The 22,102-nt window shown below is 72.3% G+C and carries 16 protein-coding genes and 1 pseudogene; 7 read left to right on the top strand and 10 right to left on the bottom strand.

What is annotated here, in order from left to right:
- Window positions 1-24 precede the first annotated feature (24 nt).
- Complete coding sequence (locus ACIBJH_RS28840; RefSeq protein ID WP_399119783.1) at window positions 25-1,188, top strand: exonuclease SbcCD subunit D; 1,164 nt, start codon at window positions 25-27, stop codon at window positions 1,186-1,188.
- Between the two features lie 55 nt (window positions 1,189-1,243).
- A complete protein-coding gene (locus ACIBJH_RS28835) occupies window positions 1,244-4,237 on the top strand; it encodes an AAA family ATPase (RefSeq protein WP_399119782.1) in 2,994 nt (997 codons plus the stop codon).
- A 2-nt stretch (window positions 4,238-4,239) separates the two neighbouring features.
- Here ACIBJH_RS28835 and ACIBJH_RS28830 read toward each other — a convergent pair whose 3' ends face one another.
- Window positions 4,240-4,686, bottom strand: a complete 447-nt coding sequence (locus ACIBJH_RS28830) for an Lrp/AsnC family transcriptional regulator (protein ID WP_399119781.1) — start codon at window positions 4,684-4,686, stop codon at window positions 4,240-4,242.
- Between the two features lie 125 nt (window positions 4,687-4,811).
- Here ACIBJH_RS28830 and ACIBJH_RS28825 point away from each other — a divergent pair, with 125 nt between their 5' ends.
- Entirely contained in the window at window positions 4,812-5,252 is a 441-nt protein-coding gene (locus tag ACIBJH_RS28825; protein ID WP_399119780.1) for a rhodanese-like domain-containing protein, read from the top strand.
- A gap of 94 nt (window positions 5,253-5,346) precedes the next feature.
- Window positions 5,347-5,865 (top strand): immunity 21 family protein, encoded by a 519-nt coding sequence (locus ACIBJH_RS28820; RefSeq protein ID WP_399119779.1) that lies wholly within the window; start codon window positions 5,347-5,349, stop codon window positions 5,863-5,865.
- Window positions 5,866-5,902: 37 nt separating this feature from the next.
- Here ACIBJH_RS28820 and ACIBJH_RS28815 read toward each other — a convergent pair whose 3' ends face one another.
- Window positions 5,903-7,594 carry a DUF885 domain-containing protein gene (locus ACIBJH_RS28815; protein ID WP_399119778.1) on the bottom strand — a complete coding sequence of 564 codons (1,692 nt, stop codon included), beginning with the start codon at window positions 7,592-7,594 and terminating at the stop codon, window positions 5,903-5,905.
- Window positions 7,595-7,627: 33 nt separating this feature from the next.
- A complete protein-coding gene (locus tag ACIBJH_RS28810; protein WP_262061824.1) occupies window positions 7,628-8,122 on the bottom strand; it encodes an Lrp/AsnC family transcriptional regulator in 495 nt (164 codons plus the stop codon).
- A gap of 60 nt (window positions 8,123-8,182) precedes the next feature.
- On the opposite strand from ACIBJH_RS28810, the gene ACIBJH_RS28805 reads away from it, so the two are divergent.
- Window positions 8,183-9,457, top strand: a complete 1,275-nt coding sequence (locus tag ACIBJH_RS28805) for a trans-sulfuration enzyme family protein (protein WP_399119777.1) — start codon at window positions 8,183-8,185, stop codon at window positions 9,455-9,457.
- On the opposite strand, the gene ACIBJH_RS28800 is transcribed toward ACIBJH_RS28805, so the two are convergent.
- The 5 genes from ACIBJH_RS28800 to ACIBJH_RS28780 all read right to left on the bottom strand — a co-directional run bounded on the left by ACIBJH_RS28800 (window position 9,426) and on the right by ACIBJH_RS28780 (window position 18,373).
- Window positions 9,426-10,880: a GNAT family N-acetyltransferase gene (locus ACIBJH_RS28800; protein WP_399119776.1), complete on the bottom strand. Its 1,455-nt coding sequence runs from the start codon at window positions 10,878-10,880 to the stop codon at window positions 9,426-9,428. The two genes, ACIBJH_RS28805 and ACIBJH_RS28800, sit on opposite strands and share 32 nt — an antisense overlap.
- Before the next feature lie 144 nt (window positions 10,881-11,024).
- A complete protein-coding gene (locus ACIBJH_RS28795; protein WP_399119774.1) occupies window positions 11,025-13,685 on the bottom strand; it encodes a DUF6493 family protein in 2,661 nt (886 codons plus the stop codon).
- Window positions 13,682-15,085, bottom strand: a complete 1,404-nt coding sequence (locus ACIBJH_RS28790; RefSeq protein WP_399119773.1) for an SWIM zinc finger family protein — start codon at window positions 15,083-15,085, stop codon at window positions 13,682-13,684. Before ACIBJH_RS28790 ends, ACIBJH_RS28795 begins: the two co-directional genes overlap by 4 nt.
- A gap of 141 nt (window positions 15,086-15,226) precedes the next feature.
- On the bottom strand, window positions 15,227-16,810 hold the full coding sequence (locus ACIBJH_RS28785) for an alkaline phosphatase D family protein (protein ID WP_399119771.1): 1,584 nt from the start codon (window positions 16,808-16,810) through the stop codon (window positions 15,227-15,229).
- Between the two features lie 105 nt (window positions 16,811-16,915).
- Window positions 16,916-18,373: a PLP-dependent aminotransferase family protein gene (locus ACIBJH_RS28780; protein ID WP_399119770.1), complete on the bottom strand. Its 1,458-nt coding sequence runs from the start codon at window positions 18,371-18,373 to the stop codon at window positions 16,916-16,918.
- Between ACIBJH_RS28780 and ACIBJH_RS28775 the strand changes: the two are divergent.
- A pseudogene (locus tag ACIBJH_RS28775) lies at window positions 18,364-19,257 on the top strand (DMT family transporter); the annotation flags it as partial. The gene ACIBJH_RS28780 and the pseudogene ACIBJH_RS28775 sit on opposite strands and share 10 nt — an antisense overlap.
- Before the next feature lie 45 nt (window positions 19,258-19,302).
- Here ACIBJH_RS28775 and ACIBJH_RS28770 read toward each other — a convergent pair.
- Together ACIBJH_RS28770 and ACIBJH_RS28765 are read right to left on the bottom strand one after the other, a co-directional pair.
- The gene (locus ACIBJH_RS28770) at window positions 19,303-20,133 is read right to left on the bottom strand and encodes an alpha/beta fold hydrolase (RefSeq protein ID WP_399119769.1); all 831 of its coding nucleotides are present in this window, start codon (window positions 20,131-20,133) and stop codon (window positions 19,303-19,305) included.
- A 101-nt stretch (window positions 20,134-20,234) separates the two neighbouring features.
- Entirely contained in the window at window positions 20,235-20,888 is a 654-nt protein-coding gene (locus ACIBJH_RS28765) for an NADPH-dependent F420 reductase (RefSeq protein ID WP_399119768.1), read from the bottom strand.
- Window positions 20,889-20,998: 110 nt separating this feature from the next.
- Between ACIBJH_RS28765 and ACIBJH_RS28760 the strand changes: the two genes are divergently transcribed.
- Window positions 20,999-21,883, top strand: a complete 885-nt coding sequence (locus tag ACIBJH_RS28760) for an RNA polymerase sigma-70 factor (RefSeq protein WP_399119767.1) — start codon at window positions 20,999-21,001, stop codon at window positions 21,881-21,883.
- Window positions 21,884-22,102 lie beyond the last annotated feature (219 nt).

Here is a 22,102-nt window from a genome sequence, read left to right as displayed (position 1 = left end):
CACAGGCGCTAGCGTGGTGGCTCCATGAAACTGCTGCACACCTCCGACTGGCACCTGGGCCGGGCGTTCCACCGAGTGAACATGCTCGGGGCCCAGGCCGACTTCGTGAGCCACCTCGTCACCACCGTGCGCGAGCGCGCGGTTGACGCCGTGGTCGTGTCGGGAGACGTGTACGACCGTGCGGTCCCGCCGCTCGCCGCCGTCGAGCTGTTCGACGACACCCTGCACCGGCTCGCCGACCTGGGCGTGCCCACGGTGATGATCTCCGGGAACCACGACTCGGCCCGCCGCCTCGGCGTCGGCGCGGGACTGATCGACCGCGCGGGCATCCATCTGCGCACCGAGCCGTCGGCCTGCGGGACGCCCGTGGTGATTCCGGACGCGTTCGGGGACGTGGCCTTCTACGGGCTGCCGTATCTCGAACCCGCCTTGGTGAAGGCCGAGTTCGGGGTGGAGAAGGCCGGGCACGAAGCGGTGCTGGCCGCCGCGATGGAGCGCGTCCGCGCCGACCTCGCGGGTCGTCCGACAGGCACCCGTTCCGTGGTCCTCGCCCATGCCTTCGTCACCGGCGGGGAGGCCAGCGACAGCGAGCGGGACATCACCGTCGGCGGGGTCGCCGCCGTACCGGCCGGTGTCTTCGGCGGCGTCGACTACGTGGCGCTCGGGCATCTGCACGGCTCCCAGACCATCACCGGGCGCGTGCGCTACTCGGGCTCGCCGCTGCCGTACTCCTTCTCCGAGGCCGACCACCGCAAGAGCATGTGGCTCGTCGACCTGGACGCCGACGGGACCGTCACCGCCGAGCGCGTCGACTGCCCGGTGGAGCGCGAACTGGCCAGGATCCGGGGCGCGTTGGAGGATCTGCTCGACGATCCGGAGCTGGCGCGGCACGAGGAGGCGTGGGTCGAGGCGACGCTCACCGACCCGGTGCGCCCGGCCGACCCCATGGCCCGGCTCACCGAGCGCTTCCCGCACACCCTCAGCCTGGTCTTCGACCCCGAGCGGTCCCCGGACGACCCCGACGTGTCGTACGCCAGGCGCCTCGCGGGCCGCAGCGACCAGGAGATCGCCGACGACTTCGTGGCCCATGTGCGTGGTGCGGGACCCGACGACGACGAACAGACCGTGCTCCAGGAGGCGTTCGACGCGGTGCGCGCGGACGCGGTGGTGCGGGAGGTGACGCCGTGAACGCGCGGCTCTCGGCGCGAGTGAGTGCGCGGTTCTCGGCAGGAGGGGGTGGGCGATGAGGCTGCACCGGCTCGACATCACCGCCTTCGGTCCCTTCGGCGGCTCGCAGACCGTCGACTTCGACGAACTGTCCTCCGCCGGCCTCTTCCTCCTGCACGGCCCGACCGGCGCCGGCAAGACCTCCGTCCTGGACGCCGTGTGCTACGCGCTCTACGGCTCGGTGCCCGGCGTCCGCCAGTCCGGCCAGGGGCTCACCCTGCGCAGCGACCACGCGGCGCCCGCCACCCGCACCGAGGTCCGGCTCGAACTCACCGTCGCCGGACGGCGGTTGGAACTCACCCGGCAGCCGCCCTGGGAGCGCCCCAAGAAGAAGGGCGGTCCCGGGACCACGGTCGACAAGGCACAGAGCTGGCTGCGCGAGTACGACGCCACGGCCGGTACCTGGAAGGATCTCAGCCGCTCGCACCAGGAGATCGGCGAGGAGATCACCCAGCTGCTCGGGATGAGCCGGGAGCAGTTCTGCCAGGTCGTGCTGTTGCCGCAGGGAGAGTTCGCGCGGTTCCTGCGCTCCGACGCCGAGGCGCGCGGCAAGCTGCTCGGCCGGCTCTTCGACACCCACCGCTTCGCCGAGGTCGAGAAGCGGCTCGCCGACCGGCGGCGCGCCACCGAGGCCCAAGTCCGCCAGGGCGACGCCGAGTTGCTGGCCGACGCGCACCGCATGCAGCAGGCCGCCGGGAACGCCATGGAGCTGCCGGACCTCGCACCGGGTGAACCCGGCCTCGCCGCAGAGGTGTTGGGCGCGGCGGCCGTCGCCCGCAGCACCGCGCGCGAGCAGTTGACCATCGCGCACAGTCGCCTCGGCGCCGCCGAGTCCGCCCAGGCGGCCGCCGACCGCGAGCTTGCCGACGTACGCGAACTGGCCCGCCTGCAACAGCGGTTCACGCAGGCCCGGGAGCGGGCCACGCTTCTGGAGGAGCGCGCCGACGGCTATCGGCAGGCGCAGGCGCGGATGGAGCGGGCCCGTAAGGCGGAGGCGGTGGCGCCGGCGCTGGAGCTGCGGGACGCAGCCGACGCCGAGCACCGGGAAGCCGCCCGGGCCGAGGCGCGCGCACGTGAGCTGCTGCCGGAGACCTTCGCGGACGCCGGGGCGGCCGGGCTCACCGCCGCCGCCCGTCGGGCCGCCGAGGAGCTGGGCGGCCTGGAGTCGGCCCGGCGCGCCGAACAGCGCCTGACCGAACTCGTCGTGGAACGCGCCGAGTCGGAGCGGCAGGAGCGAGCCGACGAGGAGGTACGGCAGGAGGCCGAGGCCTGGCTCGCCGGGTGGGACACCAACCGCGCGGAGCTGCGGACCCGGATCGAGTCCGCACAGGAGGCCGCGAGCCGGGCCGAACAGCTCGCCGTGCGCCGCGAGCCCGCCGAGCGGCGGCTCCGGGCGGCCCGGCAGCGGGACCAGTTCGCCGGTGACACGGAGGACGCCCAGCGGCAGGTGCTCGCCCTTGCCGAGCGCGCCGTCGAGGCCCGCGCCCACTGGCTCGACCTCAAGGAACAGCGGCTGAACGGCATCGCCGCCGAACTCGCCGCCCACCTCACCGACGGCGAACCCTGCGCTGTCTGCGGTGCCTCCGAACACCCCGCGCCCGCACGCAAGTCCGCGGAACACGTCGACCGCGCGGCCGAGGAACAGGCCCTCACCGCCCACCAGCACGCCGAGGAACAGCGCGCCGAGTCCGAGCGCCGCCTCGGTCTCGTACGGGAAGCGCTCGCCGCCGCCACCGCGGAGGCGGGGGACACGCCGACCGAGCAACTTGCCGACGAGGTCGCGGAGTTGGAGCGGCTGTACGAGCGGGCGCGCCGGGACGCTTCCTGGCTGCACCCGGCGACCGAGGAGCTGCGGCGGGCCGAGCAGGAGCACGACCGGCGGACCGGTATCCAGCAGCAGGCCGCCCTCAGAGCCGCGTCCCGTACGACCCTCCGCGACACCCTGGACCGCGAACGCGCCCTGCTGGAAGAGGAGTTGGCGCAAACGCGGGGCACGGCCGACAGTGTGGCGGCGCGCGCCACCCAGCTGGAGCGGCAGGCCGCGCTGCTCACCGAGGCCGCCGACACCGCACGGGTCGCCGAGGACACCGCGCAGCGCCTCAAGGACGCCGACGCGCGGCTGGCCGACGCCGCTTTTCGCGCGGGCTTCGAGACCCCGCAGGCGGCTGCCGACGCCCTCCTCGACGACACCGCCCATCGCGAACTCCAACGGCGCCTGGACGCCTGGCAGTCGGAGGAGGCCGCCGTACGGGCGGTCCTCGCGGAGGCCGACACAGTGGCGGCCGCCCAACAGGCCCCCGCCGAGCTGGACTTGGCGGAGCGCGCCGCGAGCGCGGCCGAGCGGCGGACCCGGGACGCGGCCTCCGCGCGCGACGCGGCGGCCCGGCGCTGCACCGAACTCGACCGGCTCTCCGCCAGGTCGGCGGCCGGGGCACGTCAACTGGCGCCGCTGCGTGAGGAGTACGACCGGGTGGCCCGCCTCGCCGCCCTCACCGCGGGCACCTCGGCGGACAACGAACGCCGGATGCGCCTGGAGTCGTACGTGCTCGCCGCCCGCCTGGAACAGGTGGCCGCCGCCGCGACCGTACGGCTGCAGCGCATGTCGTCGGGGCGCTACACCCTGGTCCACTCCGACGACCGCGCCGGGCGGGGCCGCAGCGGACTCGGGCTGCATGTCGTCGACGCGTGGACCGGGCGGGAGCGGGACACGGCGACGCTGTCCGGCGGCGAGACGTTCTTCGCCTCGCTCGCCCTCGCGCTCGGACTCGCGGACGTGGTCACCGACGAGGCCGGCGGGGTCCGGCTCGACACCCTCTTCATCGACGAGGGCTTCGGCAGCCTCGACGAGCAGACCCTCGACGAGGTCCTCGACGTCCTCGACTCCCTGCGCGAACGGGACCGCAGCGTCGGCATCGTCAGCCATGTCGCCGACCTGCGGCGGCGCATCCACGCGCAGCTGGAGGTCGTGAAGGGGCGGGCCGGGTCGGCCGTACGACAGCGGGGTCAGTGAGGTCAGTGACCCAGCGGGCGGCGCGGGAGCGGTGAGGAGTAGACGACGCTGGTGGTGACCGAGCCCAGCGCGCCGATCTTCCCCGACACCTCCTCCAGGTGGCGCATCGAGCGGGCCGCGACCTTGATCATGAAGCAGTCGTCGCCCGTGATGTGATGCGCCTCCAGGATCTCCGGCGTCACCGCGACCAGGTCGTGGAACGGCTTGTAGTTGCCGTTCGGATAGCGCAGCCGCACGAACGCCAGGATCGGCAGGCCGAGCCGCTCCGGGTCCACGACCGCCGTGTACCCCTGGATCACCCCCGCCTCCTCCAGCCGCCGCACCCGCTCGGTGACCGCGCTCGCGGACATGGAGACGGCCCGGGCCAGCTCGGTGAAACCGGCCCGGCCCTCCCGCTGGAGGACGTCGAGGATGCGCCAGTCGGTGGCGTCCGGGGAATACGCGGTCATAGCTGAGAAATAGCAGGGGAATGCCCGGCGGATCAAGCCGGACGCCGGGAATCATCACTTCAGGGGGCAGGCCGCCGACCGTAGATTTCCGGGTGTCAGGACACCTCGTGAAAGGCCGGTCATCCATGAGCAGCGCCACCCCCGCGGCAGCCGCCGCACACTTCCGTGCGAGCCTCGCCTTCCACACCGATGTCTCCGACGTCGCCGCCGCGCTCGCTTCCGGCGACCCCGCCTTCGTCCTCGTGGACTCACGCTCCACCGAGTCCTGGGACCAGGGGCACATCCCCGGAGCGGTCCACCTCCCCACCGCGCTCATCCCCGAACAGGCCGGGCAACTCCTCGACAGATCGGTGCCGGTGGTGACCTACTGCTGGGGCCCCGGCTGCAACGGCGCCACCCGCGCGGCCCTCGCCCTCGCCGAACTCGGTCACCAGGTACGGGAGATGCTCGGCGGCTTCGAGTACTGGGTGCGCGAGGGCTTCGAGTTCGAGACCTGGCAGGGGCGGGAACGGCGCCCGGCCGACCCGCTGACGGCGCCCGTGGACGCGGCCGACTGCGGCTGCTGAAGCCGCGAACGGGCTCCACCCGCAAGCGAGTTGGCGGCGCGCGCGGCGGCTCGAACCATGAACATGTGGACTCGCTGTGCGTTAGGTTCTGACCATGGCGCTATACGCGGAGCCGGGCACGGCGGTGCAGTGGGTGGAGTCGGGCGGCGGGCCGCTCATAGCGGTACCGGAGACGGTGCTGCCGTTCTGGACGGGAGCCGACGGCGATGAACTGGCCTCGGACTACGACCGGGCGTGCGAGGTCGGCGGATACGTCGGCCTGCTGCCGGTGGGGGACAGCGCGGCCCTGGTCCTGGGCGACGAACCCGCCTCGACGGCCTTCCTGCCGGAGCACGGCACGTTCGTACGGTGGTGTGCCGCGGACTCCGAGGACGAGGTGCTGGCCGGAGTGCCCGCCGCGCTCGCCGGCGCGACCTGGGAGAACGAGGTGCGGTGGGACGTCCCCGGACCGCTGGTGCTCTTCGACTCGGCGTGGCCCGGGCGGGACTCCGAGGGCACCGAGCATCTGAAGGTCGACCTGGAACCGGGACGCTACGCCGTCCGCGCGGGCCGTGCCCAGCCGGGCCCGGAGACCTGGCTGGGCCTTGTGCACCTACGGCGACTTCCCGACTGACCTGGGGGCGACGGGACTTCGGCCCCAGGCGCCGGCGTCAGAGCTGTGACAGCTCGTCCACCAGGTCGTCCAGGCCCAGCGAACCCTGCGACAGCGCGGCCATGTGCCACGCCTTCAGGTCGAAGTCGTCGCCGTGCCGCTGCCGCGCGTTCTCCCGGCCCAACAGCCAGGCCCGCTGGCCGAGTTTGTAGCCGATGGCCTGGCCCGGGATCGTGAGATAGCGGGTCAGCTCGCTCTCCACGAAGTCCGCCGGACGGCTGCTGTGCGCGCCGAAGAACTCCTGCGCCAGCTCCGGCGTCCACCGCTCACCGGGGTGGAACGGCGAGTCCGCCGGGATCTCCAGCTCCAGATGCATGCCGATGTCGACGATGATCCGGGTGGCCCGCATCATCTGCCCGTCCAGGAAGCCGAGTCGCTCCTCCGCGTCGGCCAAGTAGCCCAGCTCGTCCATCAGTTGCTCCGCGTACAGCGCCCAGCCCTCGGCGTTGGCGCTGACCATGCCGACGGACGCCTGGTAGCGGGACAGGTCCTCGGCGACATGCGCCCACTGGGCGAGCTGGAGGTGATGCCCCGGCACGCCCTCGTGGTACCAGGTCGAGACGAGGTCGTAGACCGGGAACCGGGTCTGCCCCATCGTCGGCAGCCAGGTGCGGCCCGGCCGCGAGAAGTCCTGCGAGGGAGACGTGTAGTACGGCGCCGCCGCACTGCCCGCGGGCGCGATCCGCGACTCCACCCGCCGTACCCGCTCGGCGAGTTCGAAGTGGGTGCCGTCCAGCTCCTCGATCGCCCGGTCCATCACACCCTGGAGCCACTCGCGGACCTCGTCGACACCCTCGATGTGGCGCCCGTGCTCGTCGAGGTGCGCGAGGGCCACCCACGGGGTCGCGGCGCCGGGCAGGATCTTCTCGGCCTCCCGCTTCATCTCCGTGAGCAGCCGGTGGTACTCGGACCAGCCGTACGCGTACGCCTCGTCGAGGTTCAGCTCCGTACCGTTGAAGTAGCGCGCCCAGCGCGCGTACCGCTCACGGCCCACCGTGTTCGGCGCGCCCTCGATCGCCGGCGCGTACACGTCCCGCAGCCAGTCCCGCAGCCCCACCAGGGCCGCGGTCGCCCCGCGGGCCGCCTCGTCCAGTTCGGCGCGCAGGGACTCGGGTCCGGCCGAGGCGAAGTCCTCGTACCAGCCGCGACCCTCGCCGTCCGGGTCGGACCACTCGGTGAGCTGGTCGATGAAGGTGGCCGTCGGGCGCGGACCCGCGAAAAGCTTGCGGTCCAGGCCCAGTTGGAGGGACTCGCGGTAGCCGGCCAGCGCGGTGGGCACCGCGCGCAGCCGCTCGGCGATCGCCGCCCAGTCCTCGTCGGACTCCGCTGGCGTCAGCGTGAACACATCACGCACCGTGTGCGCGGGGGTGTGCATATTGCCCACCTCGCGCAGCCCCTCGTCGGTGTCGTGCACACCGAGTGCGGCGGTCAGCCGCTCGCGCAGCAGGCGCGCGCACCGGCGCTCGACACCACTGTCCGCGCCGGGCCGGCGCTCTGCCTCGTCGAGCTTGGCGAGGGTCTCCCGCCGAAGCTCCGCGAGTCGTTCCTGGCCTGCGGGGGAGAGGTCCGGCAGCTTGCTCGAACTCTCCTTCACGCCGAGATACGTACCGATGACCGGGTCGAGGGCGATGAGATCGTCGACGTAGGCATCGGCGACCTGCCGGGGCAGCGGAGTATTGGTCTGCGACATGGGGACCATCCTCGTACCTGGGACTTCTCCCCGTCACCCCGATTCAGCTACGGGCGTGGCAAGGGGCAGCAAGGGCCCGCAGTCCCACTGCTGGAAGATCAACCGGGTCTCCACGCGCGCCACTTCCCGCTGTGACGTGAACTCGTCCAGAACCAGCCGCTGCAGGTCCGCCATGTCCGCGACGGCCACATGGACGAGATAGTCGTCCGGCCCGGTCAGATGGAACACGGTCCGCGACTCCGGCAACGCCCGCACCCGCTCCACGAACGGCCCCACCAGCTCCCGCCGGTGCGGCCTGACCTGCACCGACAGCAGCGCCTCCAGACCGCGCCCCAACTTCGCCGGATCGAGCCGCAGTTGATGCCCGAGGATCACCCCGGCCCGGCGCAACCGCGCCACCCGGTCCAGACACGTCGACGGCGCGACCCCGACCTGCGCGGCCAGATCGCGGTACGTCGCCCGGGCGTCGTTCTGCAGCAACCGCAACAGATGAAGATCCACCGGATCAAGTACGACAGAGTCGGTCATCCATCGAACGTAACACGGAGATTCGTCCTGTTGTCCCGGCTGATGTTCACCCTTCTCTCCATGGACCAAACGAGCCTGCACCCCTCCTCTCCGGCCCGGAGAGCACTGGACACCGAAGCCGTGCACGCCGGCCGTGACGACCTCGCCCGGCAGGGCCTGCACGCCCCGCCCATCGACCTGTCGACCACCTACCCCTCGTACGACAGCCGTGGCGAGGCCGCCCGCATCGACGCCTTCGCCACCACCGGCGCCGAACCCGAAGGCCCGCCCGTCTACGGCCGCCTCGGCAACCCGACCGTCGCCCGCTTCGAAACCGCCCTCGCCCGCCTCGAAGGCACCGACAGCGCGGTCGCCTTCGCCAGCGGCATGGCGGCCCTGACCGCCGTCCTGCTGGCACGCGCCTCGACGGGGCTGCGCCATGTGGTGGCGGTACGACCCCTCTACGGCTGCAGCGACCACCTGCTCACCGCCGGACTGCTCGGCTCCGAGGTGACCTGGACCGACCCGGCCGGCATCGCCGACGCGCTGCGCCCCGACACCGGTCTTGTCGTCGTCGAGTCACCGGCCAACCCGACCCTCGCCGAACTCGACCTGCGCGCGATCGCCCACTCCTGCGGCTCGGTGCCCCTCCTCGTGGACAACACCTTCGCCACGCCCGTCCTGCAACGCCCCGCCGAACACGGCGCACGCCTCGTCCTGCACAGCGCCACCAAGTACTTGGGCGGGCACGGCGACGTGATGGCGGGCGTGGTGGCCTGCGACGAGGAGTTCGCCGGGCGACTGCGCCAGATCCGCTTCGCGACCGGCGGCGTACTGCATCCCCTGGCCGGCTATCTGCTGCTGCGCGGCCTCGCGACCCTCCCGATCCGCGTACGGGCCGCATCCGCCACCGCCGCCGAACTCGCCCGCCGCCTCTCTGCCGACCCACGCGTCGCCCACGTCCACTACCCGCGCATCGGCGGCGCGATGATCGCCTTCGAGACCCACGGCGACCCCCACGAGGTCATCGCAGGGGTCAGCCTCATCACCCCTGCGGTGAGCCTGGGCAGCGTGGACAGCCTGATCCAACATCCGGCGTCGATCAGCCATCGGGTGGTGGGCGAGGCGGATCGGCGGGGTGCCGGTGTGAGCGAACGTCTGCTTCGGTTGTCGGTGGGCTTGGAGGATGTCGAGGACCTGTGGGCAGATCTGGACGGCGCGCTAGCGCCGTCCCTCAGGGGCGCGGGGCTGCATTCATTTGCGGCTCCGCCGCGGGGCGCGACCAGCCACAACGCACCCGCACCCGCCGACGAATCCGCAACCCCTACGGCGCTTCGGCCCTCCCGAACTCCGTGACGTCCACGGAAGCCACCGCTGTCTCCAACCGCGCCGTGACCACCAACGTCCCCTCCTCGATCTGATAGTCGAGCGGCAGCTCAAGTCCCCGCATCGCCGCCACCATCCCCGTGTTGGACGCCTGCGTCACGGCATACACGCTCTCGCACCCCGCCTCGACAGCCATCCCCACCAGCCGGCCCAACAACTCGCTCCCGATCCCCCGCCGTTGCCAGTCGTCCTCGACGAGCAGTGCGACCTCCGTCTCGTCCCCGTCCCACAACAGGTGCCCGAGTCCGACGATCCGCCCCGAGGCCGTCTGCACGGCGAGCGTGCGGCCGAAGCGCGGGGAGAGCAGGTGGTTGAGATAGCGGTCGGCGTCACCGACCGGCCCGTGGTACCGCATACCGAGCGTCCGCGCCGAGCAGCGCTCGTGCATCTCCCGCGCCGCCTCCAGATCGCCGATGTCCGCACGCCGGACGGTGATCGCGTTGCCCTCGGGCAGCGTCAGTACGTCCTGGCTGCGGGGGATGCGCGGACCGAGCCGGGCGTCCAGCTCCACCAGCGCCCGCGCCCGCGCGAACTCGGTGGGCGTGAACGGCAGATACGGCCGCTCCACGGTGATCACTCCGCCTTCCGGCGCCCGCAGGCGCATGACCGTGTCCTCCAACGAACCCTCCGTCGGCACCGACTCCGGCTCGCGTCCCTTGCCCGAAGTGGCCGCGGGCAGCGAACGGATGGTGCACCGGCCCAGCAACTGCCGCAGCGCCAGCGGCAGTTCTGCCGCGTCCAGGGCCGTGCGGGTGGCCAGGCCCAGGACGCGGGTCGGCGCGTCCACCAGATCGTGGGCGTCGGCCCGCTCGATCCAGGTGCTCGAACCGCCGGCCGACGCCACCACCCGGGTGATCTCGGAGGCCGCGACCTCGCCCGGCGCCCGCAGCAGGAACTCGTCCACTGTGCCCTCGGCCAGCGGATGCGTCTGCAGGCTCAGGATGTCGACCTGCCGTCCGGCCAGCGCCGTGCACAACGCGGCGAGCGATCCGGGCGCGTCCCGCACCGTGGTCCGCATGCGCCACAGCGTGGCCGGCTCGGCGACACCGTCGGGCGGCGCCACGGACGACTGCTGGGACTCCGACTCGGACGCGTACTGGGACTCCGATTCGGAGGGCCCGGCCTGCCGCGACTGGGCGGCCGACCGGGCGCCGGTATCGCCCGTAGGAGGTGCGTGACCGTGGCGGCGCGACCACCATGTGTGGAACCCCGCCGTGGCGATCAGCGCCAGCGCGGAGATCGCCAGCAGTGCCGGGCCCTCGGGACCATGCCCCACCAGATTCGCCACGACGTCCGCCACCGCGACCGCGGTGAACAGCGCCGCCAGCTCCACCAGGTCGCGCCGCCAGTGGTGCACCGGACGCCCGTGCCTTGCGCGCGTCACATCAGACATGTCTCGATTCATGCAACCACTGTGAAGGAAGGGTGTTGCGTGATCACGAACGCTCTGTGACCGACCGGTAAAAGCATGGTTCTGTACCTTTTGCAGTTCTTTTTACGAGTGTGCTGCCCTGAAGGTCAGCCCCGGCGTCCTACGTCATGCGGCCACCCCCGCCACCAGCGTGCTGCGCAGCCGACGTGCCTGAGTGACCAGTCGGGACGAACCTGTCCGGTCCGCCGTCTGCGCCAGATGTGGCAGCTCGCCCCGCGCCCCGGACCGCTCCGCGCACTCGGCGGCCACGGCGAGCAGGTCCCCGAGCCCCCGCGCGAGCGCGGGCTTGATGTCGCCGTCCAGGTCGGCGAGCAGCGCGGTCAGGGTGTGGCGGAGGATCCCCCATATGCTCGTGTTCGCCCCGGTGGCGGCCGCCGTCCGCATCGACTCGGCGAGCCGCGAGGGTTTCACCGCCCCGCTCCGCACCAGCTGCCCGAGATCCGTGCCCAGCCGATCCCCGTCCAGCTGTCCCCGTGCCGCGAGCACCAGCAGCGCGTCCACCGCGCCGAGCCGGTCCCCGGGGTGTCGGGCGCCGAGCCCGTACGCCAGACACAGATGCGTCGCCTCACCGGCCGCGCCGCCGGACTCGGCCAGCGCCGGGAGCACGCCGGCCGCGCCCCGGGCGTCGTCCACGGCCGCGGAGGACACCTCCCGCACGATCCGCACCGCCACCAGCTCGCGCAGCTCGGGGAGTATCGCGAGCCAGTGCTGCTGCATGGTCCGGTTCCAGTGGTAGCAGTGCCAGCGCTCGCCGTAGACCGTCGTAGGCTGCCCCAGCTCCCGGTACCCCGCCGGGAAGTCGGCCTGCAGCGACACGAGTTCACCGAATTCGAGCTGGACGCGGGCCCCGGTGGACCGTCGTCGGCTGGTGGGCAGCACGGGTTCCCCGGACGACAGCCATCGGGCGAGCCGGACGCCCTCGGCCGTACCGAGCGCCGCCGCGCGCTCGGCCGCCGCTGCCGACGCCCGGTCCCCACGGCGCACCCGCAGCAGCGCCTGTGCGAAGTCCGCCGCCGAGACCCGCGCGCCCAGACGCCGATAGGTGTCGAGCCTGGCCACCAGCTCGTCCGGCTCCAGCAGGCCGCTACTCCAGCTGGGCGTCGACAGCAGGAACGGCAGCGGCTCCGCGCGGATGCGGTACGCCACCTCCCAGACGCGTGCCTCGAAGGCCCGGGACAGCGGGCTGTGTCCGCACACCCGTGACCGGGAGCCGCCGTGCTGGACGGCGCCGTGGAGTGTGGCGGTGTGCACCTTGCCCCGGAGGGTGGCCAGCAGGAGGTCGAGGGTCTCCGCCACGCTGTTGAATCCGTGGTGATTCTTGCTGAAGCGGTTGTCCACACGGACGTCGTCCGGATCGGAGCCGCCCCACCAGAGGCGCGCGCACACCGGTCCCAATGCCTCCACCAGAGCGTCCCGGTCCTTGTAGGCATGGCGGACGAGTCCGTCCAACGCGCGCTCGAAAGCCGCCACATCGCCGTCGGACACCAGCAACGCCCCGACTTCCTCGGCGAGTTCGACCGCCGATTCGGGAGCCGGTGCGAGGCGGACCGGCACCGGGGGCGGCGGTAGTACTTCCTCGTGGTCCGCCGCCCCCGCTGTGACCGGCGCCGCCCCCAGCGACTCGACCGCACGTGCGCGCAGCCCGAGGGCCAACTGCTCTGCAGCCGCGGCGAGTTCGGCCAGAACCTCGGGGGAGTCGACCTTCTTGAGGTGTCGCTCGACCAGTTTCAGCGCCCGCTCCTGCACTTCCGTGTCCTGATGCCCGAAGGCGAGGGCGAGGGCGGGCAGCACCTCGGCGGCGGCCGACGCGTCCCGTGCCAACACCTTCCCCAGCAGCACGAGTTGTGCCCGGACGAGCTTCTTCTCGGACCTGAACAGCACCGCGTCCGACATCTCCGCCAGCCGACGTGGCGTCAACTCCCTGTCCAGCGCCAGGGATCCGAGCACCGTCTGGGCGTGCGAGGCCACGGTGGGCACCGCGTCCGAGGCCAGGGCCAGCCAGTCGGCGGTGTGCTCCCGCTCCTCCTCGCGGGTGAGGGCGAGCCCCTTCAATACACGCAGGAACGCCCGGTGATCGACAGTCGAACCGCCCCGCAGCAGCCGGGCCACACAGGCGTCCACCGTCCGCTTCCGGTCCAGGGCGCCCTCGACGGTGAGCCGGGCGATCGCGTCGACCCAGCCGTCCATGCCCTCCGCCGAGGACCACTCCATGGGACCGGCGACGTCGTTCGTCTCGAAGAGCGCGGCCATCAGTTCCGCGAGGTGAGGATCCCTGCGCAGCCGGTCGAACAGGGTGTCCCCGCGCTGCCACAGCTGACCGGTGTGTGCCACCCAGGCCTGCACATAGGTCTCCGTCGTCGGCACCGGACAACCGGAGAGCCGGACCAGACCGGCCATCAGCTCGTACGACACATCGGCGGAGGCCGGACGCCCGGCGAGGCGGTGCGTCACGTCGGCCAGCCAGGAGGCGTCGCGGTCGCCCAGGACGTGGATCAGCAGGGCCGCCGACGACTGCGACCAGCGCATGTCGCTGCCGGCGATCCAGCTCACCGTGGCGGCCGCCCCCGTCTCACAGGCGGCACCGGTCGCGTGCAGCGTGGGATAGGCATGGCGGGACGGATGCCCCCACGGTGCCGTGCGCAGCTCCTTGCGGAGATCCTTCAACTCCGGCAGGAACGCCCGGCGTTCGGTATCCGTCATCCCGTCGAGCAACCCCACGACCTCGGCGGTCCGCCCCGCCCGCACCGCTTCCATCAGCGCACTCATCGCACACCCCCGTCGACCCGCACCATGTCCCGCTCCACCGCGGCACCCCGCCGCACCATCCGTACCGCCAGCGCGTGTTTGCACGGCCCGCGCCCGCCCCGGTACTTCGCCCACCACACACAGCTGCAACTCAGCACCCCCGCTTTGTCCCGCACCCGGTGCACATGACCGTCCTCGGCGGTCACCGTGCCGATCGCGCCCTCCAGCCGCACCGCGCCCGCGGCCACCAGCGCGAGGGCCGAGCGCAGCCGCGGATTGTGGCGCTCCACGCGCTGTGCGTCGTACGGCAGTTCACGGTGGAAGTAGGCGGCCTCCGCCGTGTCGTACCCGACTCGCCCTGAAGTGCCCAGGCGGATCAGCGCGGCGCGGACCCGCTCGGGGGTGAGTCCCGAGGAGGCCGCCAGGACGGCGACGTCGATCCTGGGCTCCCAGGCCAGCAGCACGGCGATCAACTCCGCGTCCTCTCCGGCCTCGTCGGTCGCGAGCGCGTCCAGGACCCCGCCCTCGCCGGAGAAGCCGCGCGACGCGTCCGGCGACAGCGTGAGAGTCAGCCGCATCCCCGGCAGGACGGCCTCCCACGCACCGGCCGTGGCGGCGGCGCCGACGACGGAGGGGCCGTAGATCCGCAGGGCCGTCGCGTGGCGCAGGACCCGCTGCAGGGCGATCAGCCGCTCCGGGCCCGGCAGGCACACCGCGCCCGGGACGGGGCGGGTGGTGGGGCGCAGACCGCGGCCCGCCGGCACGACCCAGCGGGGGCCGCTCGTGGTGCCGCGCGCGCCGGCCTTCGGGAGCGAGCGCAGGAAGCGGACCGTCTCCGCCGCGGGCAGTTCGGCCCGCAGGTCGAAGCCTGCCGCTATGACCTGGGCCTCCGCGAAACCGCGCAGCCAGCGGTCCGGGAGCGGCACCTTCTTCTCCAGCACCGGGCCGTCCAGCGTGGTCACGGCCAACTCCTCGGGGCCGACGCGCAGATGGAGCGGATCGTCCGAGCCGATCCGGGACAGGGCCTCGCGCAGGGGGTTGTTCACGTCGACGTTCGTCGTGCCGTGTCCCACCTCACCGCCGTCGAGGCCGGAGCTGAGGACGTCCAGTCGCGCGTACACCCCGCCGCAGCCGGAGAAGGACTCGAAGCGCAGCCGGTCACCGCCCGCCGTCACCACCGGGTCGAGTGAGGCGGCCAGTTGGCGCTGGTAGTACCGCGCGCCCGCCACGTCGGCCACCGCCAGCAGCGCCGCCGAGGCCACCTGGGGCGAGGTCAGGAAGCCCGCGAAGAAGCGCGGATGGTCGGTGACACCCGAAGGAGTGGCCCCCTGCGAGGTCTCCAGCCCGAGGCGCCGTTCACCTGCCGACGACTCCAGCACGGAGGGTCGGCGATAGGTCACGGCCTGCAAAGATCGCGTCATGGAAAAACCGTAGAGGCCGCCACTGACAATCGGTCTGACCTGCGAAAACGCGATCTGTGCGCGGAAGTTCGGCGCGCCGCGGAACGCACCGCGCACCGGGGGATGACGCCGGTGCGCGGCACAGGTCCGAGGGTAGTGGAGTTACTGGCCGACCCGTCCCGGCTGCAGGGTCTGCGTGAACAGCACGGTGCCGTCCGACTCCCGCAGACGCACCGTCAGTTCCCCGCTGTGGCCGTCGATGTCGACCTCGCCGAAGAACTGGTAGCCCTCGGCCGGCGACACGTTCGCCACGGTCGGCGCCTTCACGAACACCCGCTCCGGACCGAAGGTGTTGTCGAGCGCGCTGGCCGGGAAGGCGCCCGCGTTCAGCGGGCCGGAGACGAACTCCCAGAACGGCTCGAAGTCGGTGAACGCGGCCCGCGAGGGCTGGTAGTGCTGGGCGGAGGTGTGGTGCACGTCCGCCGTCAGCCATACGGTGCCGGTGATCCGCCGGTGCTTGATGTACCGCAGCAGCTCCGCGATCTGCAGCTCACGCCCCAGCGGTGCGCCCGGGTCGCCCTGCGCGACCGCCTCGATGTTCGCCTTGCCCTCGGTGGCGTCGGGCACGACCAGGCCGAGGGGCATGTCGGCGGCGATCACCTTCCACACCGCGCGCGACTGCGACAACTCCCGCTTGAGCCACTCCAGTTGCTCACGGCCGAGGATGCCCTGCGGGTCCACGGTCTGGTCGTCGGGCGAGTTGGCGTTGCGGTAGGTCCGCATGTCCAGGACGAACACGTCGAGCAGCGGACCGTGCCGCATCACGCGCTGCACCCGGCCCTCCTTCGCGCCCGGCCGCAGCGTCGAGACCGGGAAGTACTCGCTGAACGCGCGCCGGGCGCGCACCGCCAGGGCGTCGACGCTCTTCTCCGTGTAGCGGGTGTCGGTGGCGGCGATGACCTCGCCCGGGTACCAGTTGTTGCGGACCTCGTGGTCGTCCCACTGGATGATCGACGGCACCTGGGCGTTGAACCGTTTGAGGTTCTCGTCGAGCAGGTTGTAGCGGAAGTTGCCGCGGAACTCGGCCAGCGTCTCGGCGACCTTCGACTTCTCCTCCGTGGTGACGTTCCGGTACAGACTGCCGTCGGGCAGGGCCTGCGTCGCCGTGATCGGACCGTCGGCGTAGATGTTGTCGCCGCTGCACACGAAGAAGTCCGGGTCCAGCTTGGCCATCGCGTTGTAGATGCGGTAGCCGCCGAGGTCCGGGTTGATGCCCCAGCCCTGGCCCGCCAGGTCACCGGACCACAGGAAGCGCACACCGCGCCGCCCGGTCGGCACCGTACGGAACGTGCCGGCGACCGGCTCGCCGGTGCGGCGCGGGTCGTCGGGGTCGGCGAGCAGGACCCGGTAGTGGATCTGCTGCCCCGAGGGCAGTCCGCGCAGCCGGGTGGTGCCGGTGAAGTCGGTGTCCGGGCCGAGCAGCGGACCGTGCCAACGGTGCGGATCGCGGAACGACTCGGTGGCCGAGGTCTCCACGATCATCCGGGCCGGGCGGTCCGAACGCACCCACACCAGACCGGAGTCGGAGGTCACGTCCCCCGCCTGCACACCCCAGCCCGCCTTCGGACGTCCGGACAGGGCGAAGGCCGGCGCGGCGCCGAGGGCGGCGGGCACGGTCAGGGCCGCCGACGCGGCCAGGGAGCCGCGCAGGACGCTGCGGCGGGCGGGGAACGGACGATGCGACATGGGGTTGCGCCTCCACGGACGGGATGCGGTCAGGGTGCACCGCCACAACTACTGGTGCGCCGCAGCGCGCACGGAAACCACGGGTGAACAACGGAACGCGTGACATCAGAGGCCGTCCGGGTGCCGGGCACCGGCCATCAGACGTACACCCGCGCGGATCCGCCCCGGAGACAGATGCGCGTACCCGAGGACCAGCCGTACGACCGCGTCGTCGGCACGCGCGTGTGCGTAGGCGGTGAGCGGGCGCACGGCGACACCGGCGGAGGACGCGCGTTCCAGGAAGTCGTCCTGGGGGCCGTACTTCTCCGGGAGTTCGGCGATGACGTGCAGTCCCGCGGCGATCCCGGTGACTGCCGCTCCGGGGAAGTGCTCCTCCAGAGCGGCGACGAGGGCGTCACGCCGCTGGCGGTAGGCGCGCTGGCAGCGGCGCAACTGGCGGTCGTAGACGCCGCGTTCCAGGAAGCGGGCGAACAGCGCCTGGTCGAGGGTCGGGTGGCCGAGATCCATGGTCCGCTTGCGCTCGACGACCTCGTCGGCCAGCGACTCGGGCACCAGCAGCCAGCCGAGCCGCAGCCCCGGGGCGAGCGATTTGCTGACCGAGCCCGCGTAGGCGACATGCTCCGGGTCGAGGCCCTGGAGGGCACCCACGGGTGCGCGGTCGTAGCGGAAGTCGCCGTCGTAGTCGTCCTCGAAGACCAGACCGTCCACCGACCGCGCCCAGTCGAGGAGTTGGGCCCGCCGCCGCGCGGAGTAGGCGATACCGGTCGGGAACTGATGGGCGGGCGTCGCCACCACGGCCCGCACGTCGGACGTCCGTAGCGGCCCGATGGCCAGGCCTTCGCCGTCCAGGGGCAGCGGTACGGTGCCGACGCCCGCCGACGCGTACAGGGCGTCGTGCTGCGGGCTGCCCGGGTCCTCGACGCCGACGGTGCGCACCCCGCGCGCGTGGAGCACGAATCCGAGCAGCGACGTCGCTTGCGCCACTCCGGAGACCACGATCAGCCGCTCCGGATCGGCGACCACACCCCGGCGGCGCGCCAACAGTTCAGCGAGCGCGGTACGCAACCGGGGCAGCCCGCGCGGATCGGGATAGCCGAGCAGGTCGTGCGGCGACTCCGCCAGCACACCGCGCTGCGCGGCGGCCCAGGCCGCGCGCGGGAACAGTGACAGGTCGGGTGTGCCGGGTACGAAGTCGACCCGGGCGCCGGGGGAGCGCGGTGCGAGGTCACGCGCGCGTGGCCGCGCCGCCCGCACGGCACCGCCCACCCAGGTGCCCGCACCCTGGCCGCTGCGCAGATACCCCTCCGCCGTCAACTGCTCGTACGCCTCCGTGACCAGGCCCCGCGACACCCCGAGGTCGGCCGCCAGGTCCCGGCTCGACGGCAACCGCGTGCCCGGCGCCAGCCGCCCCGAGCGCACCGCCTCGCGCAACGCGGCCTGAAGCGAACGGCCACGCGTGCGTGCCGGTGCCGAGACGGCGGGCAGCAGCAGTTCCCACGCGGCGGAACCTGTCAGACCCTCCGGTTCGGTCGGCCCTTCCGGATTGGTCCGCGATGACGTCATGGAAGTGGACCTTAAACCGGACCGCCACGCTCCCTAGCGTCGCCGCCATGACCGCAACCGCCGCCCGCGGCGCCCCGTTCGCCGCCTTCGCCTGCGTCCTTGTCGGCGCGTCCTTCACCGCCAACAGCGTTCTGGGCCACTACCCGTACGCGGGTGGCCAGTTCCTGCGCTACGGCCTCGCCTGCCTGCTGCTGCTCCCCTTCACGGGCAGGGATGCGACGGCCCGACTGCGCGCGGTCACGCCACGTCAGTGGGCCCGACTCGCACTGCTCGCTGCCATCGGCATGGTCGGCTTCAACTTGGCTGTGATCGCTGCCGAACACAGCGCCGAGCCGGCCGTACCGGGTGTCTTCGTGGGCTGCGCACCCGTGGTCGTCGCGACCCTCGTCCCGCTTCTGGAGGGACGCCGTCCGCGCAGGATCGTGCTCTACGGGGCGTCGCTCGTCGCCGTCGGCGCGTTCACCGTCCAGGGGTGGGGCCGTACGGACGCCGCCGGAATCGCCTTCTCCGGGTGCGCACTTGCGGGGGAGGTGGGCTTCGCGGTGCTCGCGGTGCCCGTGCTGCGCCCCCTGGGACCACGGTTGTTGTCGGCCACGGTCTGCGGTGTGGCCGCGATCGAGGCGGCGACGGCCGGGCTGTTCCTCGACGGGAGCGCCTGGCTGCGGCGCCCCGACGCCACCGAGGCCGCCGCGCTGCTGTGGCAGGCGGCGGTCGTCACGGTCGTCGGCTTCGTGTGCTGGTACATGGGCCTGCAGCGGATCGGCGCGGAGCGCGCCACGCTCTTCTCCGGCCTCATCCCGGTCGCGGCGGCCGGAACCGCGCCGCTCGTCGGAACGGGCGCCTACGGGGCCGCCCAGGCCGTCGGCAGCGCCCTCGTCGGGGCCGGAGTGGCCCTGGGATCAGGTGCGTCGACTCGGCTCCCGTGTCGGTCAGCGGCTGCCGTCGAGGATGACGCGCGCGACCAGCGCCGGGTCGTCGCTCATCGGGCAGTGCCCGCAGCCGGGCAGCCGCACGAGCCGCGCCCGCGGGATCAGGTGCTTGGCCCGCACGCCCTGGCGGCGCAGCAGCAGCCGGTCCTGGGTGCCCCAGGCCACGGTGACCGGCAGGCCGGGGAGGTCGTCGGTGAACTGGACGGTCGTACCGGCCCGGAGGGTGTCGTCGAACCCGGGGGCGTTGACCAGCGCGAGCGTCTCGGCGACCACGGCCTCGGGTGAACGGCGGCCGGGGCGGGCGTAGATGGTGCTCGTCAGGGCGGTGCGGCCGGCCACCGTGCGCGACAGCCGCTCGACCATCGGGAGCGGCATCCGCCGGGCGATCTGCCGCATGGTGAGCAGCACCCCGAAGGCGTAGCGGCGCTCGGCCTCGGACCAGAACCCGGCCGGGGAGAGGGCGGTGACGGACCGCACGACCTTCTCGCGGCCCAGCTCCAGGGCCATCAGGCCACCGAGCGAGTTGCCCGCGATGTGCGGACGGTCGAGCCCCAGCGCCTCGCAGAACGCGCTGAAGACGGCGGCAGTCGTGGACAAGTCGTACGCCAGTCCCTCAGGCAGCGCGGGAGAGGCACCGAACCCGGGGAGGTCCACGGCGATCACGTCCCGCTCGGTCGCCAGGATGTCCACCACCGGGTCCCAGGCCTGCCGGTGATGACCGATGCCGTGCAGCAGGAGCAGCGGTTCGCCGCTGCCCACGCGCGCGTAGGACAGCGTCACGGTCCGCGGGCCGTGCGGAGAGGGGACCGGGAAGGAGACGGTGGCGGACATTGGGATGCTCCTCGTCTGGACTCGCTGACAGACGCCGTACAGGCCGTGTAGACAGCTTGTCAGCAAAAGCTACCGACCGGTAGCCCCTGTTCCGGAGGACCTCAACGCGCGCTGCGTACCTCAAGGTTGAACTCGCCGTGCCCGAGGGTCCGGAACAGGTTCACCCACAGCGGCAGCATCATCTCCACGGCGCGCGCCGACTCGATGCCGCCCAGGTCCAGCACCCGGTGGGCGGGCCAGCCGAACTCCCCGAGCAGGGCCGTCACCCGCGCCTTGGCCTCCGCGTCCTCACCGCACACGAACACCTGGTGCTCGCCCGGTACCAGTGAAGGGTCCACCATCACCTGGCAGTTCACGGTGTTGAGGGACTTCACCACGCGTGCGTGCGGGAAAGCGCGCTGGATCTGCTCACCCACACTGTCCGACTCCACCGGCGACAGCCTGAGCCGGCCGTCCTCGAACGCCAGGGGATTGGAGACATCGAGGACGACCTTGCCGTCGAGATGCTCCGCACCGGCCGCCTGCAGCGCGGCGAGCGCCACCCGGCCGCCCACCGCGTTCACGATCACCTCGCCCGCCGCGGCGGCCTCCGCGAACGTACCGGCACCCGCTCCGGCACCCGCGCTCTCGGCCCACTTCAGAGCGGCCGGATTGTCCTTCGTGCGCGAGCCCAGGGTCACCTGGTGCCCCAACTCGACCAACTTGCCGCCCAGGGCCTGGCCGACCTCGCCCGTACCCAGCACCGCGTACCGCATCGCCACCTCCGGAAGGGGCCGCCGAACGCCCGTCGGCCCGTGGCCAATTCTGCTCCCGGACACACGTTTATCTCCTGGACAGGGCCGCACGCGTCGCATGGGATAGGACCGTGACCACCGACACGCCGACCGACGTCTTCGAAGACCACCGACCCGTCCTCATGGGAGTCGCCTACCGCATGCTGGGGCGGGTGGCCGACGCCGAGGACGTGGTCCAGGAGGCCTGGCTGCGCTGGTCCGGAGCCGACCACCGCGCGGTCCGCGAACCGCGCGCCTACCTGGTGCGCGTCACCACCCGCCTCGCGATCGACCGACTGCGCCAGATCAAGGCGCGCGGCGAGACCTACGTCGGCCCCTGGCTGCCCGAGCCGTACGCCACCGACTTCGGGGACACCGTCCCGGACGCCGCCGAACGGGCCGTCCTCGCCGACTCCGTGTCCCTCGCCGTACTCGTCGTCCTGGAGTCGCTGTCGCCGCTGGAGCGCGCGGTGTTCGTCCTCAGGGAGGCCTTCGGCTACCCGTACGCCGAGATCGCGGCCATGCTGGACCGCGGTGAGCCCGCGGTGCGCCAACTCGCCGGACGGGCCCGCAAGCACGTCGACGAAGGGCGCCCGCGCTATGACGTCGACCCGGCCCAACGCCGCGATCTGACCGAGCGGTTCCTCACCGCGGCGGCGGAGGGCGACCTGGCGGGCCTGATGGAGCTGCTCGCACCGGATGTCCGACTGGTGGGCGACAGCGGCGGCAAGACCAAGGCGCCGCTGCGAATCCTGGAGACTGCAGACAATGTGGGCCGCTTCCTGGTCGCCGTCGCGGGCAAGGGCATCCCGGAGATCTCGTTCCGCTTCCTTGAGCTGAACGGCGGGCCCGCGGTGCTGGTCCTTTCGGGTGACAAGCCCGACAGCGTCTTCCAGGTGGACGTATCCGCCGGACGTATCCGATCCGTGTATATCGTCCGCAACCCCGACAAGCTCCGGTCGCTGGCTTCCGCTTAGCCGAGCCACCGACAGGGCCCCCGTTTCGCGACGGGGGCTTTGCCGTCGTGTCACGAAACGCGCCCTTTACGAACGCCTCGTGAACGCTCTATGGCAACCGCTCTCTGTGTTGCCTGTGGGATCGAGGATTGGTCTTGACCAAGGGTGTGGGCCGTCCTATGGTCACTGATAAGTGAAACAACCTTTAATAAACAAGGGCGCTAAAACGCGGCCGGACCA

Origin of the sequence: Streptomyces sp. NPDC050548 (genome assembly GCF_044457385.1) — a bacterium.
Lineage (GTDB): Bacteria > Actinomycetota > Actinomycetes > Streptomycetales > Streptomycetaceae > Streptomyces.
Note: the sequence above shows the minus strand (reverse complement) of the source record. Positions and strands in the feature narration are given on the sequence as shown.